General features: G+C 67.5%; 25 protein-coding genes and 3 tRNA genes. 11 read left to right on the top strand and 17 right to left on the bottom strand.

Annotated elements, in window-relative coordinates; translation table 11 throughout:
• Positions 1-89: 89 nt before the first annotated feature.
• Together BKG60_RS27570 and BKG60_RS27575 are read left to right on the top strand one after the other, a co-directional pair.
• A complete protein-coding gene (locus BKG60_RS27570; protein ID WP_075910228.1) occupies positions 90-785 on the top strand; it encodes a YciI family protein in 696 nt (231 codons plus the stop codon).
• A 7-nt stretch (positions 786-792) separates the two neighbouring features.
• Positions 793-2,031 (top strand): RNA polymerase sigma factor, encoded by a 1,239-nt coding sequence (locus BKG60_RS27575; protein ID WP_075910229.1) that lies wholly within the window; start codon positions 793-795, stop codon positions 2,029-2,031.
• A gap of 50 nt (positions 2,032-2,081) precedes the next feature.
• Here BKG60_RS27575 and rplA read toward each other — a convergent pair whose 3' ends face one another.
• From rplA to BKG60_RS27640, 13 genes are all read right to left on the bottom strand, one after another.
• Complete coding sequence (gene rplA / locus BKG60_RS27580) at positions 2,082-2,789, bottom strand: 50S ribosomal protein L1 (protein WP_044516013.1); 708 nt, start codon at positions 2,787-2,789, stop codon at positions 2,082-2,084.
• A 99-nt stretch (positions 2,790-2,888) separates the two neighbouring features.
• The gene (gene rplK / locus BKG60_RS27585; protein WP_003881829.1) at positions 2,889-3,317 is read right to left on the bottom strand and encodes a 50S ribosomal protein L11; all 429 of its coding nucleotides are present in this window, start codon (positions 3,315-3,317) and stop codon (positions 2,889-2,891) included.
• A gap of 68 nt (positions 3,318-3,385) precedes the next feature.
• A complete protein-coding gene (gene nusG / locus BKG60_RS27590) occupies positions 3,386-4,189 on the bottom strand; it encodes a transcription termination/antitermination protein NusG (RefSeq protein ID WP_070946241.1) in 804 nt (267 codons plus the stop codon).
• Between the two features lie 27 nt (positions 4,190-4,216).
• Positions 4,217-4,684: a preprotein translocase subunit SecE gene (secE, locus tag BKG60_RS27595; protein ID WP_070946242.1), complete on the bottom strand. Its 468-nt coding sequence runs from the start codon at positions 4,682-4,684 to the stop codon at positions 4,217-4,219.
• Between the two features lie 69 nt (positions 4,685-4,753).
• Positions 4,754-4,826 (bottom strand) — tRNA-Trp (locus tag BKG60_RS27600).
• A 177-nt stretch (positions 4,827-5,003) separates the two neighbouring features.
• Positions 5,004-5,513: a (3R)-hydroxyacyl-ACP dehydratase subunit HadC gene (gene hadC, locus BKG60_RS27605; RefSeq protein ID WP_070946243.1), complete on the bottom strand. Its 510-nt coding sequence runs from the start codon at positions 5,511-5,513 to the stop codon at positions 5,004-5,006.
• A 13-nt stretch (positions 5,514-5,526) separates the two neighbouring features.
• Positions 5,527-5,955: a (3R)-hydroxyacyl-ACP dehydratase subunit HadB gene (gene hadB / locus BKG60_RS27610; protein WP_075910230.1), complete on the bottom strand. Its 429-nt coding sequence runs from the start codon at positions 5,953-5,955 to the stop codon at positions 5,527-5,529.
• Entirely contained in the window at positions 5,955-6,419 is a 465-nt protein-coding gene (gene hadA / locus BKG60_RS27615; RefSeq protein ID WP_075910231.1) for a (3R)-hydroxyacyl-ACP dehydratase subunit HadA, read from the bottom strand. Before hadA ends, hadB begins: the two co-directional genes overlap by 1 nt.
• Before the next feature lie 10 nt (positions 6,420-6,429).
• Positions 6,430-6,597, bottom strand: coding sequence for a 50S ribosomal protein L33 (gene rpmG, locus BKG60_RS27620; protein ID WP_003881823.1), 168 nt, complete (start codon positions 6,595-6,597; stop codon positions 6,430-6,432).
• A 46-nt stretch (positions 6,598-6,643) separates the two neighbouring features.
• Positions 6,644-6,717 (bottom strand) — tRNA-Met (locus BKG60_RS27625).
• 69 nt (positions 6,718-6,786) lie between these two features.
• Positions 6,787-6,859, bottom strand: a tRNA-Thr gene (locus BKG60_RS27630).
• Positions 6,860-6,969: 110 nt separating this feature from the next.
• A complete protein-coding gene (locus tag BKG60_RS27635; protein ID WP_075910232.1) occupies positions 6,970-8,205 on the bottom strand; it encodes a globin domain-containing protein in 1,236 nt (411 codons plus the stop codon).
• Entirely contained in the window at positions 8,202-8,651 is a 450-nt protein-coding gene (locus tag BKG60_RS27640; RefSeq protein ID WP_070946247.1) for an RrF2 family transcriptional regulator, read from the bottom strand. The genes BKG60_RS27635 and BKG60_RS27640 overlap by 4 nt, the downstream gene beginning before the upstream one ends.
• 134 nt (positions 8,652-8,785) lie before the next feature.
• On the opposite strand from BKG60_RS27640, the gene BKG60_RS27645 reads away from it, so the two are divergent.
• The 4 genes from BKG60_RS27645 (at position 8,786) to BKG60_RS27660 (ending at position 12,402) form a co-directional block, all read left to right on the top strand.
• Positions 8,786-9,511, top strand: coding sequence for an MBL fold metallo-hydrolase (locus tag BKG60_RS27645; RefSeq protein ID WP_070946248.1), 726 nt, complete (start codon positions 8,786-8,788; stop codon positions 9,509-9,511).
• A gap of 239 nt (positions 9,512-9,750) precedes the next feature.
• The gene (locus tag BKG60_RS27650) at positions 9,751-10,740 is read left to right on the top strand and encodes a phospholipase effector Tle1 domain-containing protein (RefSeq protein ID WP_070946249.1); all 990 of its coding nucleotides are present in this window, start codon (positions 9,751-9,753) and stop codon (positions 10,738-10,740) included.
• 73 nt (positions 10,741-10,813) lie between these two features.
• On the top strand, positions 10,814-11,668 hold the full coding sequence (locus tag BKG60_RS27655) for a hypothetical protein (RefSeq protein WP_070946250.1): 855 nt from the start codon (positions 10,814-10,816) through the stop codon (positions 11,666-11,668).
• A gap of 23 nt (positions 11,669-11,691) precedes the next feature.
• Positions 11,692-12,402: a crotonase/enoyl-CoA hydratase family protein gene (locus BKG60_RS27660; protein ID WP_070946251.1), complete on the top strand. Its 711-nt coding sequence runs from the start codon at positions 11,692-11,694 to the stop codon at positions 12,400-12,402.
• Positions 12,403-12,477: 75 nt separating this feature from the next.
• On the opposite strand, the gene BKG60_RS27665 is transcribed toward BKG60_RS27660, so the two are convergent.
• The gene (locus BKG60_RS27665; protein ID WP_070946252.1) at positions 12,478-13,317 is read right to left on the bottom strand and encodes an endonuclease domain-containing protein; all 840 of its coding nucleotides are present in this window, start codon (positions 13,315-13,317) and stop codon (positions 12,478-12,480) included.
• Between the two features lie 47 nt (positions 13,318-13,364).
• Between BKG60_RS27665 and BKG60_RS27670 the strand changes: the two genes are divergently transcribed.
• The 5 genes from BKG60_RS27670 to recD are packed head-to-tail and all read left to right on the top strand — an operon-like array spanning position 13,365 to position 23,237.
• Positions 13,365-13,841 (top strand): MarR family winged helix-turn-helix transcriptional regulator, encoded by a 477-nt coding sequence (locus BKG60_RS27670; protein ID WP_070946253.1) that lies wholly within the window; start codon positions 13,365-13,367, stop codon positions 13,839-13,841.
• Positions 13,838-15,088: an MFS transporter gene (locus tag BKG60_RS27675; protein ID WP_070946254.1), complete on the top strand. Its 1,251-nt coding sequence runs from the start codon at positions 13,838-13,840 to the stop codon at positions 15,086-15,088. Before BKG60_RS27670 ends, BKG60_RS27675 begins: the two co-directional genes overlap by 4 nt.
• A 24-nt stretch (positions 15,089-15,112) precedes the next feature.
• Entirely contained in the window at positions 15,113-18,325 is a 3,213-nt protein-coding gene (recC, locus tag BKG60_RS27680; protein ID WP_070946255.1) for an exodeoxyribonuclease V subunit gamma, read from the top strand.
• Positions 18,322-21,576, top strand: coding sequence for an exodeoxyribonuclease V subunit beta (recB, locus tag BKG60_RS27685; RefSeq protein WP_070946256.1), 3,255 nt, complete (start codon positions 18,322-18,324; stop codon positions 21,574-21,576). The genes recC and recB overlap by 4 nt, the downstream gene beginning before the upstream one ends.
• Complete coding sequence (gene recD / locus BKG60_RS27690; protein ID WP_070946257.1) at positions 21,576-23,237, top strand: exodeoxyribonuclease V subunit alpha; 1,662 nt, start codon at positions 21,576-21,578, stop codon at positions 23,235-23,237. Before recB ends, recD begins: the two co-directional genes overlap by 1 nt.
• On the opposite strand, the gene BKG60_RS31635 is transcribed toward recD, so the two are convergent.
• From BKG60_RS31635 to BKG60_RS27700, 3 genes are all read right to left on the bottom strand, one after another.
• Entirely contained in the window at positions 23,234-23,383 is a 150-nt protein-coding gene (locus BKG60_RS31635; protein ID WP_019344342.1) for a hypothetical protein, read from the bottom strand. The two genes, recD and BKG60_RS31635, sit on opposite strands and share 4 nt — an antisense overlap.
• A 160-nt stretch (positions 23,384-23,543) precedes the next feature.
• Positions 23,544-23,963, bottom strand: coding sequence for a hypothetical protein (locus BKG60_RS27695; RefSeq protein ID WP_070946258.1), 420 nt, complete (start codon positions 23,961-23,963; stop codon positions 23,544-23,546).
• Positions 23,964-24,035: 72 nt separating this feature from the next.
• Positions 24,036-25,793, bottom strand: a complete 1,758-nt coding sequence (locus BKG60_RS27700; protein ID WP_070946259.1) for an alpha/beta fold hydrolase — start codon at positions 25,791-25,793, stop codon at positions 24,036-24,038.
• Positions 25,794-25,806 lie beyond the last annotated feature (13 nt).

Raw genomic sequence — 25,806 nt, forward strand, 5'->3', positions numbered from 1 at the left:
CGCGGCCTGTCGGATCCCGGCAGCATCGTTCGTCGGATAGGTAGAGAGTGGAACAGACGGTTCTCACTCGCTGACGCCGGGAGACGACGATGCACTACTTCGCATTACTGATCAGCCAGGACGTGGAACTCGCGCCCGAGCAGCAGGCCGAAGGCATGGCTGCCTTCCAGGCATTTCACGACAAGGCCAAGTCGTCGATCCGGGCCGGCGACGCGCTCGACAGAAGCGCCCCCGCCACCCGTATCGACGGCGGTCCGGACCACCCGACCATCACCGACGGCCCGTTCGCCGAGGGCGCCGAGGTGGCCTGCGGCTACTACGTGTTCGAGGCCGACAATCTCGACGAAGCGCTGGCGCTGGCCCGCGACATCCCGGTCGCCCAGTTCGGCGCGGTCGAGGTGTGGCCGATGGTCCATTGGCAGGCACCCGAGCAGCCGCTCGGCACCGATTGGCTGGCGCTGCTGCTGGAACCGCCTGAGGCCGTCAACACGCCGGGCACCGACGAGTGGAACGAGCAGGCGGGCCTACACGTCGAACTCGCCAAGACCATCGGTGACCGGACGCTGGCCGGTGCGCCGCTACATCCGCCGTCAACCGCCACCACGGTGCGGGTGCGGGACGGCAAGGTGCTGCTGACCGACGGGCCCTATGTCGAGGGCGCCGAGGTGGCCAACGGCTTCTACGTGTTGCGGGCGTCCGATCGCGACGAGGCGGTCAAATTGGCCTCGATGATTCCGGCCTCGGCCATCGAGGTTCGTCAGTTGTCGGGCGTCGCGGGCCTGTAGTCGTTCGGTGTCTGAGCTGGACGGCGTCTTCCGGCGCGAGTGGGGCCCGGCGGTTGCCGCCCTGGCGCGGTGGTCGGGTGATCTCACCGTGGCCGAGGACGCCGTCCAGGAGGCCTGCGCGCAGGCACTGCGAGTGTGGCCGGCCGAGGGGACGCCGGGCAATCCCGGTGCCTGGTTGACCACGGTGGCGCGCAATCGAGCCCTGGACCGGCTCAGGCGTGAATCCGCCCGTCCCGGAAAGGAACTCGCAGCAGTGTACGAGCAGGTGAACGCGTCGGGCGACGCAGAGCTGCACCCGGTGCACGATGACGAGCTGCGGATGATGTTCACCTGCGCACATCCCGCACTGGACCGCGGCTCGCAACTGGCCCTGACGCTGCGGCTGATCTCGGGGCTCACCGTAACCGAGATCGCCCGCGCCCTGCTGCAGTCCGATTCCGCGATCGGACAGCGAATCACCCGGGCCAAGAACAAGATTCGCAACGCCAACATTCCGCTGCGGGTGCCGCCACCGGAGCTTCTGGAGGAACGCATACCGCATGTGCTCGGCTGCATCTATTCGGTGTTCACGGAGGGCTACTGGTCCACCGGCGGTCCGTCGGCCATCCGCGACGAGCTGTGTGACGAGGGAGTCCGGCTCGCCGGCGAGTTGTGTTCGCTGATGCCCGGCAACCGCGACGCCCATGCGCTCGCAGCCCTTGTGCTGCTGCATGATTCACGACGCCGCACCCGGGTGGACGAGGCCGGCGCGTTGATACCACTGGACGAGCAGGACCGCAGCCACTGGAATCGGGGACGTATCGCGCGGGGTTTGGACCACCTGCGACTGGCCGACGGAGCCACCGGTTCCTACCTGCCGCAAGCGGTGATCGCGGCGCTGCACGCGACGGCGTCGTCATGGCAGCACACCGACTGGGCCACCATCTGCCTGGCCTACGACCGCTTGGCCGCGATGACAGACTCCCCCGTGGTGCGCGCCAATCGTGCACTCGCCGTTGGCTTTCGCGATGGCTTCGATGCCGGCCTGGCCGCCCTCGACGAGGTCACCGACGATCCCCGGCTGGCCCGGACGAACACCGTCGCCACGATCCGGGCGGATCTGCTGCGCCGCGCGGCCCGGCCGGACGAAGCCCTGCGGTGGTATCGGATTGCGGTCGAGGGCGCCAATACGTCAGAACCGGCGCGGGCGTTCCTGCGTCGCCGCATCGCCGAGCTGACCCCAGAAACGGCGAATGGCCAGTTGTGACACGCGATTCGAGGAATCTTGTGTCACAACTGGCCACTCGACCAAAAGGACTACGCCTCCGTGAAGTTCCGGGTCACCGACGGGTCAACCGGGATGCCCGGGCCGGTGGTGGTGGAAACGGTCACCTTCTTGAGGTAGCGCCCCTTCGAGGACGACGGCTTGGCACGCAGCACCTCGTCGAGGGCGGCGCCGTAGTTCTCGGCCAGCTTGGCCTCGTCGAAGGACGCCTTGCCGATCACGAAGTGCAGGTTGGCCTGCTTGTCGACGCGGAAGTTGATCTTGCCGCCCTTGATGTCGGCCACAGCCTTGGTGACATCGGGGGTGACGGTGCCGGTCTTGGGGTTCGGCATCAGACCGCGCGGGCCCAGCACGCGGGCGATCCGACCGACCTTGGCCATCTGATCCGGGGTGGCGATCGCGGCGTCGAAGTCCAGGAAACCGCCCTGGATCTTCTCGATCAGGTCGTCGCTGCCGACAACGTCGGCGCCGGCGGCCAGCGCCTGCTCGGCCTTCTCACCGACGGCGAACACGGCGACGCGAGCGGTCTTACCGGTGCCGTGCGGCAGGTTGACGGTGCCGCGGACCATCTGGTCGGCCTTGCGGGGGTCGACGCCGAGGCGGATGGCGACCTCGACGGTGGCGTCCTGCTTCTTGGAGGAGGTCTCCTTGGCCAGCTTCGCGGCCTCAAGCGGGGTGTAGAGCTTGTCCCGGTCGACCTTCTCCGCGGCTTCGCGGTATGCCTTGCTGTTCTTGCTCATTTGAAATCCAATCGTGTTCTTGGAGTCGTGGTGCGGGCCGATGCCAGCCCTCCCACTGGGATGCGTTACTCGAACCCGGTGTCGGGTCGATCCGCTCCGTTATTCGACGGTGATACCCATCGACCGGGCGGTGCCGGCGATGATCTTCGACGCAGCGTCGATGTCGTTGGCGTTGAGATCGGCCTTCTTGGTCTCGGCGATCTCGCGCACCTGGTCCCAGGTCACCTTGGCGACCTTGGTCTTGTGCGGCTCGCCCGAGCCCTTCTGCACACCGGCTGCCTTGAGCAGCAGCTTGGCGGCGGGCGGGGTCTTCAGTGCGAACGTGAAGCTGCGATCCTCGTAGACGGTGATCTCCACGGGGATGACGTTTCCGCGCTGCGACTCGGTCGCGGCGTTGTACGCCTTGCAGAACTCCATGATGTTGACGCCGTGCTGGCCAAGCGCAGGACCGACCGGCGGGGCGGGGTTGGCCTGCCCGGCCTGGATCTGCAGCTTGATGAGCCCGGCGACCTTCTTCTTCGGGGCCATGCTTCTGGTGTTCCTTTACTTGCTCATCCAAGGGCGTGAACGCCCGTTGTTTTTAGCCGCTGTGGCGACTAAATCTTGGAGACCTGGTTGAAGGTCAGTTCGACCGGTGTCTCGCGGCCGAAGATCGAGACCAGCACCTTGAGCTTCTGCTGTTCGGCATTGACCTCGCTGATGGAGGCGGGCAGCGTCGCGAACGGGCCGTCCATGACGGTGACGGACTCGCCGACCTCGAAATCGACCAGGATCTCGGGCCGTTCCAGGGTCGCCTCGGTGGTGGCACCGGTCGTTGCGGCGGCGCTGGACTTGGCGGGTTTCTTGGCCGCGCCCTGCGGCAGCAGGAACTTCACCACGTCGTTGAGCGACAGCGGCGACGGGCGCGACGTGGCACCGACGAACCCGGTGACACCCGGGGTGTTGCGGACCGCGCCCCACGACTCGTCGTTGAGCTCCATGCGCACCAGGATGTAGCCCGGCAGCACCTTGCGGTTGACCTGCTTGCGCTGGCCGTTCTTGATTTCGGTGACCTCTTCGGTGGGCACCTCCACCTGGAAGATGTAGTCGCCGACGTCCAAGTTCTGCACGCGGGTCTCGAGATTGGCTTTCACCTTGTTCTCGTAACCGGCGTAGGAGTGGATGACATACCAGTCACCGGGCTTGAGCCGCAGCTCCTTCTTGAGCGCGACCGCCGGGTCCTCGTCTTCGTCGACCGCAGGCGCCTCATCGGTGGCTTCCTCGGCCGGGGCAGCGCCGGTCTCGTCGACCGCATCGGTCGCCTCGACGGCTTCCTGGCCTTCGGTCACCTCGTCGGTCTGCGACTCGACGCCGTCAACGGTCTCGTCGGCGAATGTCTCGTCGCCGTCGAACGTGGTCACGTTGTCAGTCCTCTCTCAAATTCCAGATCAGGTGCCGAACACCAGCGACACCAGCCGCGCCAGTCCAAGGTCGGCGCCGGAGATCAGCGCAACCATGAACACCAGGAAGACCAGCACCACCGTGGTGTAGCTGACCATCTGCTTGCGGTTCGGCCAGATCACCTTGCGCAGCTCGGCAACGACCTGCCGCAGGTAGTTGACGACGAACATGATCGGGTTCCGCGACGGGCCGGTCTTGCGGGCCTTCGCGTTCTTCTTGGCCTTCTTCGACTTGCCGGAGTCGGCCGTGGCATCCTCGCTCGACGCGTCGCCTTCTGCGGCCTCGTCGCTGTCGGCCTCAGCAGCCACGCCACGACGGGTCCGCTTGCCGGTCGGGCGCAGCGGCCGGGTCACCACAGCGGTCTGGCCGTGCGTGGTGTCCGTTGCCCCGGTCTCGGTGCCGGCGTCGGTTCCAGTGTCGTCTGCGGAGCCGGCACCTTCGCGCTCGTCGCTCACCGCATGCCTTTCATCCTGGTTTGTGTGTCACCTTCCAGTGTCCACACGTTGTCGAGTATTCAGTTTGAGCAGGGGCGACAGGACTTGAACCTGCAACCTGCGGTTTTGGAGACCGCTGCTCTGCCAGTTGAGCTACGCCCCTCTGTTGGTGACTGCTGGCGCTTGTGCCACCGTACTGCGCCGGGGCTCACACAATTCGCGCGCTCTCCGATCGCTCGATGGTCAAGTCGACGGACAGCGCGCTGAAATGGGAAAAACCCCGAGTGCCGAGTGTACCCCGGCGCGCGTGTCAGACCCTAATCGCGCCCACTGATGACGCTCACTCCCCGGCGGCCTTCCGCACGACCTTGCCGGTTTCGGGATCCCACTTCACCGAGATGGAATCGTCGGCATCGTGACCCATCATCGTGGTGAAGGCGTCCAGCACCACTTCGCCGTCGTCATCGGTGCAAACGTTGTGGGTGACGACGATGTCGGCGCCGAAGCGCTCCTCGACCGACGTGATCGTCATGACCGCATGCAGCTGGTCGCCGGCCTTGAGCGGCTTACGGTAGACGAATTTCTGGTCCACCTGGACGATCTGCTTGGTTTCCATCCCGACGTCGACGTTCTGGAAAAAGTGTTCCTGAACCAGCAGCGCCAGAGTGGAGGCGAAGGTGAGCGGAGCGACCAGGGCGTCGTGACCGAGTTCGGCCGCGGCCGCCTCGTCGTGGCTGGCCGGGTCCATGGCCTTGACCGCCTTGGCGTACTGACGGATCTGCTCGCGGCCGATGAGGAAAGGGTACGGATACTTCCAGACCATTCCGCGGATGTCAGCCTTGAGTGCCATGGCCCAGAACTCCTTACGCCAGTTTTGCGGTCGCGATGGCGCGCCCGAAGATCTTCTTTCCGCCTGCGGTCGCCGAGATGGCGATGGTGACCAGGTTCTCTTCAGGGTCCACGGACTTCACACGTCCGTTGAACACGATCTCAGCTCCCACACCGTCGTTGGGCACCGGCACGACGGCGGTGAACCGGACGTTGTATTCCTTGACCGCAGCCGGGTCGCCGACCCATTCGGTGACGTAGCCGCCGCCGACACCCATGGTCAGCATGCCGTGGGCGATCGCGGTGTCGAGGCCGACCTGCTTGGCGATCTCGTCGTCCCAGTGGATCGGGTTGAGGTCACCGGAAACGCCGGCGTAGTTGACCAGATCTCCGCGGGTCAGCGGGATCACGCGCTCCGGAAGCGTGTCACCGACCTTGACCGAACTGAACTCGCGCAGCGCCATCAGTTAAAACCCTCTTCTCCGTCACCCGCACGCCCGGCCAGGGTCGTGTAGGCCTCCTGGACCACCTCACCGTTGTCATTGGTGATGATGTTCTTGGTCACGATGATGTCGGTGCCGTGCGCTTTGCGCACTGAATGCACGTAGACGTCGCAGTACAGCTTGTCCCCGGCCAAAACTGGCTTGAGGAACTTCAGCTCCTGATCGACCTGGACGATCTGGGCGTCCTGGATGCCGATGTTGGCCCACTCGAAGAAGGCCCATTGCGCCTGGTACCCGAAAATGCAGATGAAGGTCAGCGGCGCAGGCAGCGAGCCGTGGCCGAGCTCGGCTGCGGCTGCTTCGTCGTGGTAGAACGCACCGTCGTTCTTGACCGCGATCGCGTGCTCGCGAATCTTCTCGCGCCCGACCTCGTAGTGCTCAGGATAGCGATAGTGCATCCCGACGATGCTGGTCGATAGAGCCACGGGCGTTTGGCTACCGCGACTCTTTGTGCGGCTGGTGGGTGCCGCAGTTAGGGCAGAACTTCTTGATCTCGAGCCGGTCGGGATCGTTGCGGCGGTTCTTCTTGGTGATGTAGTTGCGGTGCTTGCACACCTCGCACGCCAAAGTGATCTTCGGCCGTACGTCGGTACTCGACGCCACGTCAGTTCTCCCTGCTCAAAATCACGCTCTGCTTTTGATGTTCCTGTAGCGGTGGGGAGGCTCGATCTCCCGACCTCACGATTATGAGTCGTGCGCTCTAACCAGCTGAGCTACACCGCCCCGGATGGTTCCAGGTGGGGCTCCACGTCGGGATACTCCTGCGTCGCTTCGCTCGCCTGGCGTCCACCGAGCCCCCTAACGGAATCGAACCGTTGACCTTTTCCTTACCATGGAAACGCTCTGCCGACTGAGCTAAGGGGGCTTGTCCCGCAGCGTTGCGGCTGCGGGGCCTTAAAGAGGGTACAACCTCCCCGGCAGCCGCACCAAACCGCAGGTCAACGCGGCTACCGAGGAGCTGTTTTCGCTGTTCGGCTAGTCCAGGAGCCAGTCGTTGGGCGCGAACAGCTCGCAGTGCACCCGCTCGTGGGCGATTCCGCGGGCGCTCAGCTGAGCGCGGACCGCCTCGACGAATCCGGCCCCGCCGCACAGGTAGTAGGCGGCGTCGGCAGGCAGTTCGATGCCGTCGAGCTTGAGCAGGCCGGCGTGAACTCCGGGGCTGCCACTGGTGACGCCGTCCTCGTACCAGAGGTCCAGGCTCGCGCCCGGCAGCGCATCGATCAGCTCGTGCTGACGCTCGCGCAGCGGGTGGTCGCTGTCGCTGCGGTCGGCGTGCAGGACCCGCACCTGGGCGTCGGGCGCCTCGGCCGCCAGGAATTCCAGGATGCCGACCATCGGGGTGATACCGATTCCCGCCGAGACCAGCACCAGCGGGCCGTCGGGACGGCCGCCGTTGTAGAGGTCGCCGAACGGCACCGTGACGTCGAGCAGGTCACCGACGCACAGGTTGGCCCGGATCCAGGACGACACCTCGCCCGCGGGCTGATCGGCGACGGCGTCGACCGGTTTGACCGCGAAGGTCAGATCGGCCGACCCGGGTGCGCCGACCAGGCTGTACTGGCGTAGCTGGCGGGCCCCGTCGGGCAGTGTCACGCCGACCGAAACATATTGTCCGGGAAGGAAGTTGACAGGCTCATCGGCGCGGACGGTGACCAGCACGGCACCGGACGGGTCGTCGACGCGGGCGATCACGCGCAGCCGCCGGAAGACGTCACCGGGTTCGACGCCGGCCCCCGCATACAGATCTCGCTCCAGCGCGATCAGCGTGTCGGCCATGATCCAGTAGACCCGGTCCCAGGCCTCGGCCACCTCGGCGGTCACGGTCTCGGCGCCCAGCACCTCCACGATCGCGGCGAACAGGTTGTCGTGCACGATCGGGTACTGGTCGGCGGTGATGCCGAGCGAGGCGTGCTTGTGGCCGATGCGTGCCAGCAGGGCCGACGGGTGCGGCAGGTCGGGGTTGACCAGATGGGTGGCGAACGTGGCGATCGAGGCCGCCAGCGCGCGCTGCTGGGCACCCTGGGCCTGGTTGCCGCGGTTGAACAGGTTGCGCAGCAGTTCGGGGTGGTTGGCGAACAGGCGGCGGTAGAACTCCGAGGTGATCTCGTCGATGTGCGCGCCGATGAGAGGCAGTGTCGCCGAGACGATTTCGGCGTGCTTCGGCTCGAGTTCGTCGCGTACCGCAGACGGCTCGGGGCTGGTGACGGTCATCGGAGATTCCCTTCGGTTGTGATTTGTAAAACGATCGGCAGGCGGCTGTCTGCCGTGAGGTCGGTGACGGTGTAGCGGTCGAGTTCGCGGTAGAAGGCCTCTTTGGCGTCGGCCAGCACGCGTCGTAGTCGGCAGGCCGCGATGAGCGGGCACGGGGATTCCCCTCCGCATTCGATGACCTCACGGTCACCTTCGAGTTCGCGCACCAGCCAGCCGATCGAGGCGTTGCGCCCGGCGGCGGTGAGCACCAGTCCCCCGACCCGACCCCGCCGGGCGTGCACCATGCCGAGATCGGAGAGCTTGGCCACGGCTTTGGCGACGTGATGCTCGGACGCATTGGCCCCCGCGGCGATGGTGCGGGTGGTGATGCGTCGGTCCTCGGATTCGCCCGAGGACAGCAGCATCAGCGTGCGCAGTCCCAGGTCGGTGAACCGGGTGAGGTGCATACCGGTGACGCTAGTAATTCCGCATTTCTGATACCAGTTTTATCGGTGTGGGTTCAAACACGCCATGACGTGCGGTTTTTGGACCTGCGGGGATGCGCGCAGAAGTCGATGCGGAGCACTAATACCCTGAACACATGTCCGAGCCCAAGGCGCAAGACCGCTTGTACTTCCGGCAGTTGTTGTCGGGTCGCGACTACGCGGCCGGCGACCCGATCGCCCAGCAGATGCGCAACTTCTCCTACCTGATCGGCGACCGCGAGACAGGCGATGCCGTGGTGGTCGATCCGGCCTACGCCGCCAACGAGCTCGTCGACGTCATCGAGAGCGACGGCATGCGGTTGTCCGGGGTGCTGGTTACCCACCACCACCCCGACCACGTCGGCGGCACCATGATGGGCTTCACCCTCAAGGGCCTCGCCGAGCTGCTGGAACGCCAGAGCGTGCCGGTCCATGTCAACACCCACGAGGCCGATTGGGTCTCGAAGGTCACCGGGATCGCGCCGAGCGAGCTGACCGGGCACGTCCACGGCGACACGGTTTCGGTGGGCGCGGTACAGATCGAGCTACTGCACACCCCGGGCCACACCCCGGGTAGTCAGTGCTTCCTGCTCGACGGCCGCCTGGTCGCCGGCGACACGTTGTTCCTCGATGGGTGCGGGCGTACCGACTTTCCCGGCGGCAACGTCGACGACATGTTCCGCAGCCTGCAGGCGTTGGCCAAGCTGCCCGGAGACCCGACCGTGTTCCCCGGGCACTGGTATTCGGCGGAGCCGAGTGCGCCGCTCGATGAAGTCAAACGCAGCAACTACGTGTATCGGGCATCGAACCTTGAGCAATGGCACATGCTGATGGGTGGCTGAAAATGGGTTCAACCGGCCCGAATGCGGAATCCACTGAACCTACGGTCCCGTAACGGGGCAATTCCACCTTGCAGCGACCGATCTGCCACCAATTTCGTTGCATAAGCCGTTGCAATAGGAAGTAAGCGTCCTTTTGCGCGATTCGAGTAGTGCAATACTCAGGACACCGAAGCACAGACCCGGCAAAGTAGCTGTCAGCAATTGTTGAGCAGTATTTGACAGTCCCGCCGGGGGTCACCGTGAAGAACATCGTGCTGTGCTTTGACCACACAGATGAACATCCCGGACTCCGTGACGCATCGAATACCGAGATGTTGTTCCGGTTGCTGGACAGCGCCGATCAGCTGACCTGGTATCACAGCGGCGCGGCAATGCGGCACGGTAGACGAATCACGCCGGGCCGCCGCGGCGACGCCGCCAGCGAAGCCCGGGCGGCCATCGTCGAGGCGTACCGATTCCTCGGCGACGCGTGGGATCCCGGGGACCGGATCTTCGTGTTCGGCGGCGGCGAGGGCGGGCATCGCGCCGGCGAGCTGACCACCCTGCTCGGCACGGTCGGCTTGTTGCCGGCACATTCCGCAGACGTACTGGACTACGCGCTGGCCACCTACGTACTGCCCCGCACCCCGCGCACCCCTCAGGATTGGCGGCAGGTCAGGGTGTTGGCGGCGCAACTCGTCGGTGACCACGACCCCGCCGTACCGGTGCGGTTCGTCGGGCTGTGGAACGCGACCACCACACCGGGCACCAAGCAGCGGATGGGTCCGCTGCCGACCGTGGAATCGGGCCGGCATGCGGTGGCGGTGGACGGCGGCCGCCGGACCATGCGGTTCTGTGAACATCTCGACGAAGTCTGGTTCCGAGGCACCCGCCGCGATGTCACCGGCGGCACCGGTGCATGCTGGCCGCTCTCGGATATCGCACTCGACTGGATACTCGCCGGGGCCCTCACCGCGGGGCTTCAGGTGGTCGACAACAGCACCTGCCCCACCGATCTCGACGCCCTGGCCGGGACGGCGCCGTCGATCGGGCGACGCCGGGCTCCGCTGCACGCCAAGGTGCACGCCAGCGTGGAGGTGTACCTGCGCTCGCACCCGCACTATTGGCGGCGACTGCCCGCGCGTATCGAGTGGGCCGATGTCGAGTGGCTCGCCCGCGGTGAGCGCCTGATGCACACTCCCGTCACCGCCGCCGTGCAGCGCGACATTCTCACCGCCGTCGCGTCGTGAGACCGCCGGTTTTCGTTGAAGTTTGCTGAGCCGGACCGCTGCCCCCGCTGAAAGTCCGTGATATACCCACTTGGTGGGGATCATCGATTCATTCACGGAGCGGGGGCGTGAGTTGGCTAGTTTCGAACCGGGTGCATGGACTGCGCTCGCGGCATGGGTGGCGATCATCGTCATCGTCATCGCGCTGATCTATGTGTGGCGGCAGTATTTGAAGGCCAAGGAACGGCAGGCCGAGCTGACCCAGCCCAATGTGTCGATGTTCATGGAGCCCAGCAGTGCCGATTGGCACCTGATCGAACTGGTCGTGCGCAACTACGGGCAACGGCCGGCCTACGGGTTGCGGTTCGAGTTCGCGAACCCGCCGACGGTGGGCAAGTACGAAAGCTCCTATGACGACAACTTCGTCGACATCGTGCCGTTGAACCTGCCTTCCGAGATTCCGTATCTGGCGCCGTCGCAAGAGTGGCGCATCGTGTGGGATTCGGCTTTGGACCGTAAGCAACTGGGCGAGGCCATCGCGTCGCGTTTCGACGGCGCGATCACCTACTACGACGAGCCGGGCGCGCCCGGCAAGCCCAGTGGCCGCAAGCTGCGCAACACCGCGGTGCTCGATTGGGCGACGCTGCCGCCGGTGGACCGCATGGAGTTGCTCACCACACATGATCAGGCCCGCCGCGAGAAGCAGAAGCTGGAGTTGTTGCGCAGTGTGCTGACGTATTTCCAGTACGCGGCCAAGGAGACCGACGAGCAGGCGCTGCGCAACGAGATCAACCGCATGAACGCGATGGGCGCCGAGGTGCGGTCCCGCTGGCGCAACCGCTACGAGGCCGGCCATGACGACGATGACGACGACGATTACGACGACGACGAGCCCGAGACCGATCTGATCAAACCGGCGGCAACGTCCGGCAGGCGTCACCGGGCCTGAGGACACTCGCTAGCATCAGTGCGATGAGCAGCCTGGTGAGCTACGAGCTCAACGATGTCGTGGCCACGATCACGATGGATGACGGCAAGGTCAACGCACTGTCGCCTGCGATGCAGGCCGAGATCAATGCGGCACTCGATCAGGCGGCCGCCGGCGCGGCTTCCGGCGAGGTGAAAGCCGTGGTGCTGGCCGGAAATTCGAAGGTTTTCAGTGGCGGGTTCGACCTGAGTGTGTTCTCCTCGGGCGACGTGGCGGCGACGCTGGGCATGCTCGCCGGCGGCTTCGAACTGGCGGTGCGGTGCCTGAGCTTCCCGGTGCCGGTGATCATGGCCGCGACCGGACATGCCATCGCGATGGGTTCGTTTCTGCTGCTGTCCGGCGATCACCGGGTCGGCGCGGCGACGGCGCGATGCCAGGCCAACGAGGTCAAGATCGGCATGACGCTGCCGATCGCGGCCATCGAGATCATGCGGATGCGCTTGACCCCGGCCACTTTCCAGCGCGCGGTCTCGATGGCCGCGGTGTTCACCGGCGACGCGGCGATCGCGGGCGGTTGGGTGGACGAGGTCGTCGACGCCGACGCGGTGCTGTCCCGGGCCCAGGAGGTGGCCACCGAGGCTGCCGCGACCGTGCACACCGCGGCGCACGTGGCCAGCAAGCTCAAGGCCCGCGCCCAGGCCCTGACCGCCATTCAGGCTGGAATCGACGGGCTGGCAAAGGAATTCGCGGGCTAGTTCGCACTTTCGGCCGGCCGACTACTCACGTGTGAAGCGCTACGGCGGTTTTTCGGCCGTTTTTCCGCCACAGCGCTACGCACGCGAAGCCCAGGCTTTGGCGATCCGGCCGAGCATGGTGGCCGTACCTTCCCGACGGGTGACCCGGACGACGATCCACCCCATTTCGACCATCGCGTCGACCCGCATGATGTCTTTACGAATCTGCTCGGGATCGGTGTGATGAGCGCCCTCGTATTCCAGGGCGATCTTGAGCTCCGGCCAGGCCAGGTCGACCTCGCCGATCAGCGCGCCGTACTCGTTACGGATCGGGTATTGCGTTTGCGGCCGCGGATAGCCCGCGCGAATCACCAACAGCCGCAACCACGTTTCCTGCGGCGACTCCGCGCCCGGGTCCACCAGCGCGATGGTGGCGCGCGCCTGCGTGATGCCCTTTCGCCCCGTATGCGCGTCCAGGGCCTGCTCGATGTCAGCCACTTTCAGGCGAGCGGCCCTCGCCAGCGCGTCGATCGCAGCGACAGCCGGATCCTGCGGGAACTTGCAGGCCAGATCGACCGCGGTGCGGGTCGGTGTGGTGAGGCGGATGTCGCCGATCGAACAGATTTCGTCCTCATCGATCCCGTCTGCCCACGTCACGATCCCTCGGGTCGGCCTGCGATTGTTGTTGTCGATGACGTAGGCGGGCAGGCTCGAGTCGATCCACCGCGCCCCATGGAAGACCGATGCGGAGTATCCGGCCAGGACGCCGTGCCCCCGCGACCGCAACCAGCAGGCCTTGGCTCGCAGCAGTGCGGTTGGTCGGGTGCCCTTCGCGACATAGATATCGCGGTGAATGGCCACGAAGCGGGTTCTCAGCTGGTGGCGGGTCAGCACACCTGAGGCCACCGCCTCGCTTCCGACGAATGGATCCCCCATGCGCGGAGTCTGCCGATGCCTACCGACAATCGCCCGCCAATACATGTATGTGCTATGCACATATAGTGCCTCGCTACAACCAACTCGATGAGCTCCTCGTGCGCATCCACACCGTCCGGCAGCGCCCGGGGTGGCGGCACCGGCTGATCGACGCGTCGGGCAGTGTTGCGTCACTGTCCACGCTGCGGGTGCTGCGGGCCGTCGAGCAGCGGGAGAAAGCCGGGCAGAGCGCGTCGGTCGGCGAAGTGGCCGAGTACATGGCCGTCGAGCACTCCACCGCCAGCCGCACCGTCGCCAATGTCGTCGCCGCCGGCCTGCTGACCAAGGCGCTCGCCGCCGAGGACCAGCGCCGCTGCGTACTCACCCTCACCGAGGCGGGGCGCCAAGCCCTGGCCGACGTCACCGAACGACGACAGGAGATGGTCGCCGAGACCGTGGCCGGCTGGCCCGAGGCCGACGTCGACAGACTCGTGGATCTGTTGGAGCAGCTGGTCACCGATTTCGAGCGGGGGATCAGCTCGTGACAGCCCAGACCGCTGCCCGCCCGCAGCCGCGCGGCGCCGTGGCACTGATGTTCGACCCGGTCTTCGGCGCCTTGTTCTGGGGCAAGATGTTCTCCGTCGTCGCGGTGTGGACGCACGGCATCGTGGCCGCCATCGTGATCTTCGACGCCACCGGTTCGGCGGTGATGGTGGGCATGGTCGGCGTCGCACAGTTCCTGCCCCAGCTCATCTTGAGCCCGACCAGCGGCAAGTGGGCCGACGTCGGCAACCCGGCCCGTCAGATCCTGTGGGGCCGGGTGTTGTGCATCATCGGCTCCGGCTCGACCGCCCTGTGGCTGGCCCTTTCGCCCGACTTGCAGGGCACCGCCGCAGCGGTGCCGGTCCTGGTCGGCTCCACCCTTGTCGGGTTCGGGTTCGTCATCGGCGGCCCGGCCATGCAGTCGGTGGTGCCGAGCCTGATCCGCGACGGCGAACTGCCGACGGCCATGGCGCTCAACAGCATTCCGATGACCATCGGCCGCATCCTGGGGCCTGCCATCGGCGCGTTCCTGGCGGCGCGGCTGGGCGCGGCGCCGGGTTTCGCGATCAGCGCCGGCCTGCACATGGTGTTCGCCGTCTTCTTGCTGCTGGTCACTTTCCCGGCCCGGCCGAAGCTCCGGCCCGACGGCGACTACCGGGTGCGCGCGGCCCTGGCCTACGTGTGGCGCGATCGTCCGCTGCTGCTGGCGTTGCTTGCGGTCACGACGGTCGGGTTCGCATCCGATCCGTCGATCACGCTGACCCCGTCGATGGCCGACGAGCTCGGCGGCGGCGCCCATCTGGTGGGCGCCCTTTCGGCGGCCTTCGGTGTCGGTGCGGCACTGGGCATGGTGGTGCTGGCCGTGATGCGCGGGCGTCTGCCGGCTGCCCGGGTCTCGACGATCGGGCTGTGGCTGCTGGTCACCGGGTGCGGGCTGCTGGCCCTGGGCACCGTGACGGCCTTGGCGCTGGCCGGTTTCGCGATTGCGGGGCTGGGGTTCGGCTGGGCGATGACGGGTTTGAGCACCGTCGTGCAGGAGCGGGCACCGGAGGAGCTGCGGGGCCGCATCATGGCACTGTGGCTGGTCGGCTTCCTGGGCTCACGCCCGTTCGCGGCGGCGCTGCTGGGCGGTGCGGCCGACGTGTTCAACGTGCGGGTGGCCTTCCTGATCGCTGCTGCGGTGACACTGGCGGTGACGCTGGCAGCCCGTCCGGCGGCGCTGTCCGCACCAAATCCGGTGGTGGCCTGACCGCGTCTCTTATCGTGTGTGTCGATGGGATTTCACCTGCACCGCGCCGAGCGCACCGATCTGCTCGCCGACGGGCTGGCGGGTCTGCTGTCCCATCCCCCGGCTGATCCGTTCGCCCAGGAGCTGGTGCTCGTCCCCGCCAAGGGCGTGGAGCGCTGGCTCAGTCAGCGGTTGGCGAACCGGCTCGGCGTCTGCGCGGCCGTCGAGTTCCGCAACCCGCGATCGTTGATCGCCGAGTTGACCGGTACCGCCGACGAGGATCCATGGTCGGCTGATGCGATGGCCTGGCCGCTGCTGGCGGTCATCGACGAGAACCTCGACCAGCCGTGGTGTGAGCCGGTGGCAACGCACCTCGGCCACTTCGAGACCGGTGACGAGTATGAGCTGCGCCAGGGCCGGCGCTATGCGGTGGCCCGCCGGTTGGCCGGGCTGTTCGCCTCCTATGCGCGGCAACGCCCGCAGTTGCTGGTCGACTGGGCTGATCTGCCCGCCGATCTGGCCTGGCAGAAGCCGTTGTGGCAGGCGCTCGTCGAGCGGATCGACGCCGAGCCGCCGCACCTCCGGCACGCGAAAACCCTTGCCCGGCTGGCGGACTCACCCAGCGACCTGCCCGAGCGGCTGTCCCTGTTCGGGCACACCCGGTTGCCGGTCACCGAGATCGAACTGCTCATCGCGCTGGCCACCCATCACGATCTGCATCTGTGGCTGCCGCACCCCAGTGACGACCTGTGGCAGTCGTTGGCCGCGCACACCGGCCCGCTCCCCCGCCGTGAGGACAACAGCCACCGCGATGTGGGTCACCCGCTGCTGGCCACCCTCGGCCGCGATCTGCGGGAGCTGCAGCGCGGGCTTCCGGCCACCGACAGCGACGAATATCTCAGCGGGGCGGATCATCCCGATACCGTGCTGGGCTGGCTACAGTCCGATATCGCGGCCAACGCGGTCCGCCCGGCCGGGCGGGTGCCCCGACGTGAGGACCGCTCGGTGCAGGTGCACAGCTGCCATGGGCCGGCCCGGCAGATCGAGGTGCTGCGCGAAGTGCTGCTGGGCCTGCTGGCCGACGATCCGAGCTTGGAGCCACGCGACATCCTGGTGATGTGCCCCGACATCGAGACCTATGCCCCGTTGATCACGGCCGGGTTCGGGTTGGGTGACGTGGTGCCCAGCCCGCGAGGTGCACACTTCACCATCGGCGCGCATCCGGCGCACAAGCTGCGGGTGCGGTTGGCCGATCGTGCACTGGTGCAGACGAATCCGCTGCTGTCGGTGGCGGCCTCGATGCTGGAACTGGCCGGTGGGCGAGCCACGGCCAGCGAGGTGCTCAACCTGGCCGAGTCGGATCCGGTACGGGCCCGGTTCGGTTTCACCGATGACGATCTGGAGGCCATCACCGCCTGGGTGCGTGAGGCCAATATCCGGTGGGGTTTCGATCAGGAGCATCGCAGCCCGTATGGCGTCGAATTCCTGCACAACACCTGGCGTTTCGGGATCGACCGGGTGCTGGCCGGGGTGGCGATGTCCGATGATTCGCACGCCTGGCTGGGCACCACGCTGCCGCTGGACGACGTCAGCAGCAACCGGGTCGAGTTGGCCGGCCGGTTCGCCGAATTTGTAGAAAGGCTCAGGGAAGCTGCCGATCAGCTCAGCGGGGTCCGCCCGCTCGGCGAGTGGCTGTCGGCGCTGAGCGCCGGGATCGAGGCGCTGGCCCACTCCGATGAGGACTGGCCCGCCGCCCAGGTGCAACGCGAGTTCGCCGAGGTCACCGAGGCTGCCGGAGCGGGCACTACACCGATGCGGCTCAGCGATATTCGCGCGCTGCTGGACCGGCGCCTGGCCGGCCGGCCGACCCGGGCCAATTTCCGCACCGGAACCCTCACGGTGTGCACCATGGTGCCGATGCGTTCGGTGCCGCACCGGGTGGTGTGCCTGGTCGGATTGGACGACGGGGTGTTCCCTCGGCTGGGCGCGGTCGACGGCGACGATGTGCTGGCGCGTGATCCGCGCACCGGTGAGCGCGACATCCGCTCGGAAGATCGCCAGTTGCTGCTCGACGCGATCGGCGCGGCCACCCAGACCTTGGTTGTCACCTATACCGGCGCCAACGAATACTCCGGGCAGGCCCGGCCGCCGGCGGTGCCACTGGCCGAACTTCTCGACACCCTCAAGATCACTGCCGAGCAACCGGTGGATGTGGTGACCGCGCACCCGTTGCAGCCCTTCGACATTCGCAACGTGACCCCCGGCGCCCTGCTGCCCGAGGGCCCCTTCACGTTCGACCCCACGGCGCTCACCGCGGCCCAAGCCAGTGCCGGGCAGCGGGCCGAACGTCCGCGGTTCTTCGACCAGCGGCTGCCCGCGCCGCCCGCCGGCGATGTCGCGCTGGAGGATCTCGTCACGTTCTTCAAGGATCCGGTGAAGGGCTTCTTCCGGGCACTGGAGTACACGTTGCCGTGGGATGTGGACGGGGTTTCGGACGAGATGCCGGTCGATATCGACGCCCTGGAGGAATGGACCGTCGGTGATCGGATGCTCGGCGACATCCTGCGTGGCATGACCCCGGCCGACGCCCAGCAGGCCGAGTGGCGTCGCGGCACGCTGCCTCCGGGCCAATTGGGCTGGCGCCGGGCGATCGCGCTGCGTGATCGATGCGCGCTGCTGGCCGCCGAGGCGCTGCGGCACCGGAGCGCTGACCCGCAGGCCTATGACGTCGACATCGACCTGGGCGCCGGGCGCCGGTTGACCGGCACGGTCTCCCCCGTGTTCGGCGAGCACCTGGTGTCGGTCACGTACTCCAAGCTCGACGGCAAGCACCTGCTGCAGAACTGGATTCCGTTGTTGGCGTTGGCCGCCGGACATCCCGACCGCGACTGGTCCGCCGTCTGCATCGGGCGGCCGCGGCGCGGCGACACCCCACGTGTCGCAGGGTTGGGACGCCCCGAGGATCCGGTCGCGCTGCTCGCCGATCTGGTGGCGATCTATGACGCCGGCCGCCGGGAGCCGTTGCCGTTGCCCATCAAGACCTCCTATGCCTGGGCGGCCGCCCGTCACGCCGGTGATGACCCGGAGCGTGAGGCCGGATTCCGTTGGCGTAGTGGCCGGTTCCCCGGTGAAGATGAGGCGCCGGCACACGTGCGGGCGTGGGGTCGTGGCGCGCCGTTGAGCCGGCTGGCCGGGCTGGGTGAGTACTCGGAGCGGTTGTGGTTGCCGCTCCTGGACGCCGAGGGGTCACCGCGGTGAAGGTCTTCGATCTGCTCGGCCCGTTGCCGCGAGTCAACAGCACCACGGTGCTGGAGGCCAGCGCGGGCACCGGCAAGACGTTCGCACTGGCCGGTCTGGTGACGCGGTTGGTGGCCGAAGGCGCGGCGACGCTGGATCAGATGCTGCTCATCACGTTCGGCCGGGCCGCCAGTCAGGAGTTGCGCGAGCGGGTGCGGGCCCAGATCGTCGGGGCCCTGGCGGCGTTGGAGGATCCGTCGCGCGCCGACACCGATCTGCTGCGGTATCTGGTCGCCGCGGATCAGCAGGCCCGCGGGCAGCGGCTGCGCGACGCGCTGGCCGGTTTCGATGCGGCGACCATCGCCACCACACACCAGTTCTGCCAGATCGTGCTGAAGTCGCTCGGCGTGGCCGGGGACAGCGATTCGGGTGTGACGCTGGTCGAGAGTCTTGACGAGCTGGTGTGCGAGATCGTCGACGATCTGTATCTCGCCCATTTCGGTTCCCAGCGGGATGTCCCCGAGCTGGGCTACGCCGAGGCCCTGCGGCTGGCCCGCGTGGTGGTGGACAATCCGGCGACCGAACTGCGGCCCGTGGAGCCCGAACCGGAGTCCCCGGCGGCGATTCGAGTGGGATTCGCGCGGGCGGTGCTGGCCGAGTTGGAGATTCGCAAGCGGCGCCGCGGCGTGCTGGGCTATGACGACCTTTTGACCCGGTTGGCCGGTGCGCTCGAAGCCAAAGATTCGGCTGCCCGGGTCCGGATGGCACAGCGCTGGCCGATCGTGATGGTCGACGAGTTCCAGGACACCGACCCGGTGCAGTGGCAGGTGATCGAGCGGGCATTCTCCGGGCAGTCGACCTTGATCCTGATCGGCGATCCCAAGCAGGCGATCTATGCCTTCCGCGGCGGGGATATCGACACCTATCTGCGGGCCGCGGCCACCGCCGGGGACAAGCAGACGCTGGGCACCAACTGGCGCAGCGACAGCGTCCTGGTGGATCGCTTGCAGGCGGTGCTGCGGGGCGCCGAGCTCGGCGGGCCGGACATCGTGGTGCACGACGTGCAGGCCAATCACCAGGGCCACCGGCTGGCCGGGGCGCCACACAACGACCCATTCCGGCTGCGGGTGGTGACGCGTAACCGGCCCGGCACCAAGGTGATTCCGATCGCCGACCTCCGCGAGCACATCGGAAGAGACCTGGCTGCCGACATCGGTGCGTTGTTGACCAGCGGCGCCACCTTCGACGGCGGCAAGCTGCAGGCCCGCGACATCGCGGTGATAGTCGAGACCCACAAGGACGCCCGGGCCTGTCACACCGCGCTGCTCGCGGCCGGGATCCTCGCGGTCTACACCGGGGACTCGGACGTGTTCAATTCCGAGGCCGCGCAGGATTGGCTGTATCTGCTGGAAGCTTTCGACCAACCGCACCGTCCCGGGTTGGTGCGGGCCGCAGCGGCCACGATGTTCTTCGGTGAGACCGCCGAAACCCTTGCCGCGGGCGGGGATGCGTTGACCGACCGGGTCGCCGACACGCTGCGCACCTGGGCCGGGCATGCCCGCGAACGCGGTGTGGCGGCGATCTTCGAGGCCGCGCAACTGGCCGGAATCGGCAAGCGGGTGCTGTCCTGGCAGGGCGGTGAGCGGCTGATGACCGATCTGGCCCACGTGACCCAACTGCTCGGCGACACCGCGCACCGGGAGGGCTTCGGGCTTGCCGCGCTGCGGGACTGGCTGCGCACGCAGCGCACCGAGGGCGGGTCTACGTCCGAACGCAACCGGCGTCTCGACAGCGACGCGGCCGCGGTTCAGATCATGACGGTATGGGTGAGCAAGGGCCTGCAGTTCCCGATCGTGTACCTGCCGTTCGCGTTCAATCGTTATGTGCCGGAACCTGATCTGGTGTTGTTCCACGACGAGGGGATGCGCTGCCTGCAGGTCGGCGGCCCGGATCCCGCGGTGACCCGGGCCGGGCGGGCCGAGGCCGCCGCCGATGACAGCCGCCTGACCTATGTGGCGATGACGCGGGCCCAGTCGCAGGTGGTGGCATGGTGGGCGCCGTCGAACGACGAGCCGAACGGTGGTCTGTCGCGGCTGCTGCGCGGGCGAGCCCCGGGGCAGGCCGCGGTGCCCGACCGATGTGCCCCGGCGAAGGTCTCCGATGACGACGCGCTGGCCCGGCTGCGGGCCTGGGAGGCCGCGGGCGGCCCAGTGCTTGAGGAGTCGGTGATCGCCCCGGCCGCCCCGGTACCCACCCATGAAGTGCCAGATGGTCTGGCGGCACGGCATTTTCATCGCTCCATCGACACCGCGTGGCGGCGCACATCGTATTCGGGGCTGTTGCGCGCTGCCGAGGACGACGGGCAGCGCGGGGTCTCCAGCGAACCGGAGGTCGCCGAACTCGACGACGAGTCGGCCGACATCGCCGTCGTCGCCCCGACCCAGGGTGCCGACGTCCCGTCCCCGATGGCCTCGCTGCCCACCGGCGCGGCGTTCGGTTCTCTTGTCCATGCGGTCCTGGAGACCACCGATCCGCTGGCCGCCGATCTGACGGCAGAACTGCTGAGCGAGGTGCGCACCCATGCGGCCCGGTGGCCGGTGGAGGTGTCCGCCGACGAGCTTGCCACGGCCCTGCTGCCCATGCATGACACCCCGCTGGGGCCGTTGGCGCCCGGGGTGACGCTCCGTCAGATCGGACTGGCCGACCGGTTGTGTGAGCTGGACTTCGAATTTCCCATGGCCGGCGGCGATCTGCGCGGCGGCGAGTTCGCCAGGCTGGCCGACATCGGTGCACTGCTCGACGAGCAGCTGCCGGCCGACGACCCCATGGCGGTGTACGCCGGCCGCTTGTCGACGGGGCTGTTGGGCCGGCAGCCGCTGCGCGGGTACCTGTCCGGTTCGGTGGATGTGGTGCTGCGAATCGGGCGGCGCTTCGTCGTCGTCGACTACAAGACCAACTGGCTGGGCACCGGTGACGAGCCGCTCACCGCGGCCGATTACGGGCGGGACCGGATGCTCGAGGCGATGCTGCACTCGGACTATCCGTTACAGGCGCTGTTGTACAGCGTTGTGCTGCACCGGTTTTTGCGTTGGCGACTGCCGGACTACGATCCGGACACCCACCTGGGTGGGGTGATGTACCTGTTCGTGCGCGGGATGTGCGGGGCACAGACACCCGTCGTCGACGGTCACCCAGCCGGGGTGTTCAGCTGGGAACCGCCCGCGGCGCTGGTGATCGCGATGTCGGAGCTGCTCGATCAGGGGGCCGCGTGATGCTGGATGCGTTCGCCGAGATCCTCGAGCCCGCCGATGTGCAAGTGGCCCAACGGTTGAGCACGCTGGCCGAGGAGACCGACCCGCGCGTCACCCTGGCCCTCGCGCTGGCGGTGCGGGCCGTGCGCGGCGGCTCGGTGTGTGTGGACCTACGGTCGGTGGCCGCGCAGACCCAGCTGCCGGAGCTGCCGTGGCCTCAGGTCGACGGGTGGTTGCAGGCGGTGGCTGCCAGCCCGCTGGTGGGCACTCCCCCGGTGCTGCGGTTGTTCGGCGACCTGCTCTATCTCGACCGGTACTGGTTGGAGGAGCAGCAGGTGTGCGACGACGTGCTGGCTTTGGTCGCCGCCGACCCGGGCGGGTCGGCACCCGATATGGCGCGGTTGTTCCCGCCGGGGTTCGAGGAGCAGCGGGCCGCGGCGAAAGTGGCGTTGTCTCAGGGGCTCACCGTTCTGACGGGCGGGCCGGGCACCGGCAAGACCACCACCGTGGCGCGGTTGTTGGCGCTGCTGGCCGAGCAGGCCGCGTTGGCCGGTCGGCCGGGGCTGCGCATCGCACTCGCGGCGCCGACCGGCAAGGCCGCGGCCCGGCTGCAGGAGGCGGTGCAGCTTGAGGTGAGTCGGCTCGACGCGGTGGATCGTGAGCGGATCTCGGGCCTGCAGGCCACCACGCTGCACCGGCTGCTGGGGCCCCGCCCGGACACGTCGTCGCGGTTCCGTCACCACCGGGCGAACCGGTTGCCGCACGACGTGATCGTCGTCGACGAGACCTCGATGGTGTCGCTGACGATGATGGCACGGCTGTTGGAGGCGGTGCGTCCGCAAACCCGGTTGCTGCTGGTCGGCGATCCTGACCAGCTGGCCTCGGTGGAAGCCGGTGCGGTGTTGGCGGACCTGGTCGACGGGCTGGGTTCGCGCGGGGTGGCCGCCCTGCAAACCTCGCACCGGTTCGGTGAGTCGATCGGCGCACTGGCCTCGGCAATTCGGGCCGGGAACGCCTCGGCCGCGGTGGAGGTGCTGGCGGCCGGCGGCGAGCATGTCGAGTGGGTGCGCGCGGACGCGGGCGAGCGGCTACGGGAAGTGCTTGTGCCGCATGCCCTTGCGCTGCGGCAGGCGGCGATCCTCGGGGATGAGCGCGCGGCGCTGGCCATCCTCGATGAGCATCGGCTGCTGTGCGCGCACCGGCGCGGTCCGTTCGGCGTCACGCACTGGAACCGTCAGGTGCAGCGGTGGCTGGCCGAGGCGACCGGTGAGCCCATGTGGGCGTCGTGGTACGTAGGACGGCCGATCCTGGTGACCGCCAACGACTATGGGCTCAAGCTCTACAACGGCGATACCGGCGTGACCATCGCCACCCAGGACGGCCTGCGTGCCGTCGTGGGTGGCACCGTGGGCGGGTCCGCGTCTTTCGCCACGGGCCGGCTCACCGAAGTCGAGACCATGCACGCCATGACGATTCACAAATCCCAGGGCAGCCAGGCCGACGAGGTGACCGTGCTGCTACCGCCCGAGGACTCCCGTTTGTTGACGCGGGAGCTGTTCTACACCGCGGTCACCCGGGCGAAGACGCGGGTACGCGTTGTGGGGTCCGAGGCTGAGATTCGCGCGGCGACAGCCAGGCAGGCAGTCCGAGCGACCGGCCTGCGAAAGCGGCTGAAACCCTAAACGGCGCGTCCGGCGAAAAATGCGCCGGACACGAGGCCGATGACGATCGCCAGCGTGGGCAGGCCCATCGCCGCAGCCGTCACGACGCCGGCGACCGCGCCGATGCCGAGCACCAGCAGAAGTACGCCCACAAATGCACCGACCATTGCACGCCCTTTCCTATGACAGCGATCACAATGTACATCGTCGGTGGGCTGAATCACATGCAGATCACGCACCAATTCGGTTAACGATTTCGCGGCAAAATGTATAGCTGAGCTTGGTATATGCCTTGTTCAGCGGATGTCAGCGAATACAGACACGGCGCTATCCGGCTCCCGAGACACTCAGCGCCCAGAACACCAGCGCGTTGAGCGCCAGGAACGTCAGCAACGAGATCGCGCAGGCGCGACCCCACCAGCGCCTGGGTGCGGCGAACGGCAACACCAGGGCCCAGAAGAGGCTCACCGGCACGGAGATGAGCACCCCGAAGACGATTCCGTAGCCGTGCGGATCGGTGGCCGGATTCGTGTCGAAGGCCGAACTGAGAATGCCGTAGACGACCAGCGCCCAGAACGCCGCAGCGCAGCCGCCGATCACTCCTGTGACCCAGCGGATGCCCAGCACGACTTGGTCATGCCCGTTGGACGCCAGCGGCGGCTGAAGGTAACCCTGGGGTGCATACGCCTGAGGCCCGTACCGGTCCACCCACTCGTGCGGGTAGTCCTCTGGCGGTGTCTGCTCCACGGCACCCCCCGATTCGGTGTCCTCATCAGGATATGGGCGCCAGCACGATGCGGCGGGCACCGATTTCGACCGTCAGACGGTCAACGGAACCGGCTGTCCGGCCAGCGGCTGGTACACCGCGTACTGGAACAGGGCATCGAGGAGCGGCCCCACCAGTCCATCCCACGGCGTCGCCTGCACCGGGTCGGTCGAGGTGAATGGCAGGACCACCGCCGTGGCGGGACCCGACGAGGTCGGGATCTCGATGCTGTCCTGAGGCGCGCCGTGCACGCCGGTGTCGGTGCCGTGGTACATGTCGTTGATCCAGCCGGCCGAGATCGTCTTGACCGCATCGACATTCTGCGGCTGCGAGAAGCCGGCGATGAGGTACTCGGCGAACTGCAGGATGGGGTTGGCGCCCTGCAGTCCGTCGATGTGGCGCCCTCCCACCAGCATGACGCCGTTGAATTCGCCGGGCCGGGCGGCCTGTAGTTCCTGTCCCACCGTCCCGTTGCGGTTCCACGTATAGGGTTCGGATGAAATGAGCAGCACGGGACGGTAATTGGCGCCCGTGAGCTGGTCGAGCGCGTCGGGCACGTCATTGTGAGTGTCCACCGCATCGAGCAGCACCACGCCGGCCAGGTCGTCGACCGCGCCGTTGTCGGCCATGCGACCGGCGGCACCGGTGACCAGCATTCCGCCGAGGGAATGCCCGACGAGCACGAACTTGGACGGCAGCGTGACGGGGTGACCTGCCGCCGCACTTGCACTCGCGGTCAGCTCGGCCCGGTCATCGACGAACAGATCGGCCACGGACTGCTGCATCGGCTCGCCGCCGAGCCATTCGGCTCCTGGATCGAACAGGTTTGACGACAGCGTGGGGGCGACCACGATGCTGTTGGTCGACTCGGCCAGGTACGCCGCGGTGTAGCTGTACATCGGGCCCGTCGCCATGAAGCCGTGTTGTAGGTAGATGACGCCCGTCGCGGAGTCCGGGTCCTCGGGGAAATACCAGTCGGCCCGCACGGTCTGGTGGGTGCCCGGCATGTCCAGCGTCGAGGTGCGGACGGTGACAGTGCTACCCGGCGGGAGCACCGGCGGGCCCGAGAACACCTGTAGCGCAGCACCGATCACGTTGAACACCACCGAGCCGACGATGTTCACCAACGGGGCGGGCCTCGGCGCGGTGGCCGGGGACCCGACGGCTGCGGCCAGTTGGACTGTCGGCGGCTCCAGCCGTTGATCGGCAACGGTTTTCGAGATCCTGTCCGTGACCTTGGCAAGCAGGGCGGGACGGTCGGGAACGGTCCGGGGCGCCGTCTTCTGGGCGACTCGTTGGGTGACGGCTTCGATCGCATCGGCGATCGGGGGTGTCGCCTTCGCGGCGGGTGCGGTATCGGCGACTTCGGGAATCTCCGGCGCCTCAGGCTTGGCCGCAAGCTTGGGCCGTGGACGTGATTGCACGGTCCGGGTCTTCGGGGTGCGGTCGGTGACGTCGGTCAGCGCCGCGCGGGTCCGCTCGGCGATGCCGTCGACCAGGTTGTGGACGGCCGCACGCGTCGGCAGCGACCTGAGCACGGGCCTGGGCAGCGACAGCTGCGGGCGCTCGTTGGACGCGGCCCCGGCGGCTTGCCTCGGTTTCGGCTTACGTAGGCCGTGGTGGGCGACCTTGGCCCGTTGCTTGGTCGTCTTGTCAGAGTCGTTGGCGGACTGCGTGGTTGATTTCTCCCGACCTGGATCGGCATGCGACGTCGCGACGGTGCCGCCGATCAGTCCCATCCACAGGGCGACCAGCAGCACGCCCCACCCGATCGTCGTGAACCCATGAATTGCCCGCCCCGGTTTGATCACGCAGGCACGCTAA

It is taken from the genome of Mycobacterium syngnathidarum, from assembly GCF_001942625.1.
Taxonomy (GTDB): domain Bacteria; phylum Actinomycetota; class Actinomycetes; order Mycobacteriales; family Mycobacteriaceae; genus Mycobacterium; species Mycobacterium syngnathidarum.

What these genes read in the sequence shown, in the direction of transcription:
- BKG60_RS27665 (WP_070946252.1), bottom strand. Translation starts at nt 13,317, where the DNA reads ATGGGGGATCCATTCGTCGGAAGCGAGGCGGTGGCCTCAGGTGTGCTG.
- rplA (WP_044516013.1), bottom strand. Translation starts at nt 2,789, where the DNA reads ATGAGCAAGAACAGCAAGGCATACCGCGAAGCCGCGGAGAAGGTCGAC.
- rplK (WP_003881829.1), bottom strand. Translation starts at nt 3,317, where the DNA reads ATGGCCCCGAAGAAGAAGGTCGCCGGGCTCATCAAGCTGCAGATCCAG.
- BKG60_RS31635 (WP_019344342.1), bottom strand. Translation starts at nt 23,383, where the DNA reads ATGGTCGGTGCATTTGTGGGCGTACTTCTGCTGGTGCTCGGCATCGGC.
- recD (WP_070946257.1), top strand. Translation starts at nt 21,576, where the DNA reads ATGCTGGATGCGTTCGCCGAGATCCTCGAGCCCGCCGATGTGCAAGTG.
- hadB (WP_075910230.1), bottom strand. Translation starts at nt 5,955, where the DNA reads ATGGCGCTGCGCGAGTTCAGTTCGGTCAAGGTCGGTGACACGCTTCCG.
- hadC (WP_070946243.1), bottom strand. Translation starts at nt 5,513, where the DNA reads ATGGCACTCAAGGCTGACATCCGCGGAATGGTCTGGAAGTATCCGTAC.
- BKG60_RS27570 (WP_075910228.1), top strand. Translation starts at nt 90, where the DNA reads ATGCACTACTTCGCATTACTGATCAGCCAGGACGTGGAACTCGCGCCC.
- BKG60_RS27660 (WP_070946251.1), top strand. Translation starts at nt 11,692, where the DNA reads ATGAGCAGCCTGGTGAGCTACGAGCTCAACGATGTCGTGGCCACGATC.
- recC (WP_070946255.1), top strand. Translation starts at nt 15,113, where the DNA reads ATGGGATTTCACCTGCACCGCGCCGAGCGCACCGATCTGCTCGCCGAC.
- BKG60_RS27670 (WP_070946253.1), top strand. Translation starts at nt 13,365, where the DNA reads ATGTGCTATGCACATATAGTGCCTCGCTACAACCAACTCGATGAGCTC.
- BKG60_RS27635 (WP_075910232.1), bottom strand. Translation starts at nt 8,205, where the DNA reads ATGACCGTCACCAGCCCCGAGCCGTCTGCGGTACGCGACGAACTCGAG.
- BKG60_RS27640 (WP_070946247.1), bottom strand. Translation starts at nt 8,651, where the DNA reads ATGCACCTCACCCGGTTCACCGACCTGGGACTGCGCACGCTGATGCTG.
- BKG60_RS27645 (WP_070946248.1), top strand. Translation starts at nt 8,786, where the DNA reads ATGTCCGAGCCCAAGGCGCAAGACCGCTTGTACTTCCGGCAGTTGTTG.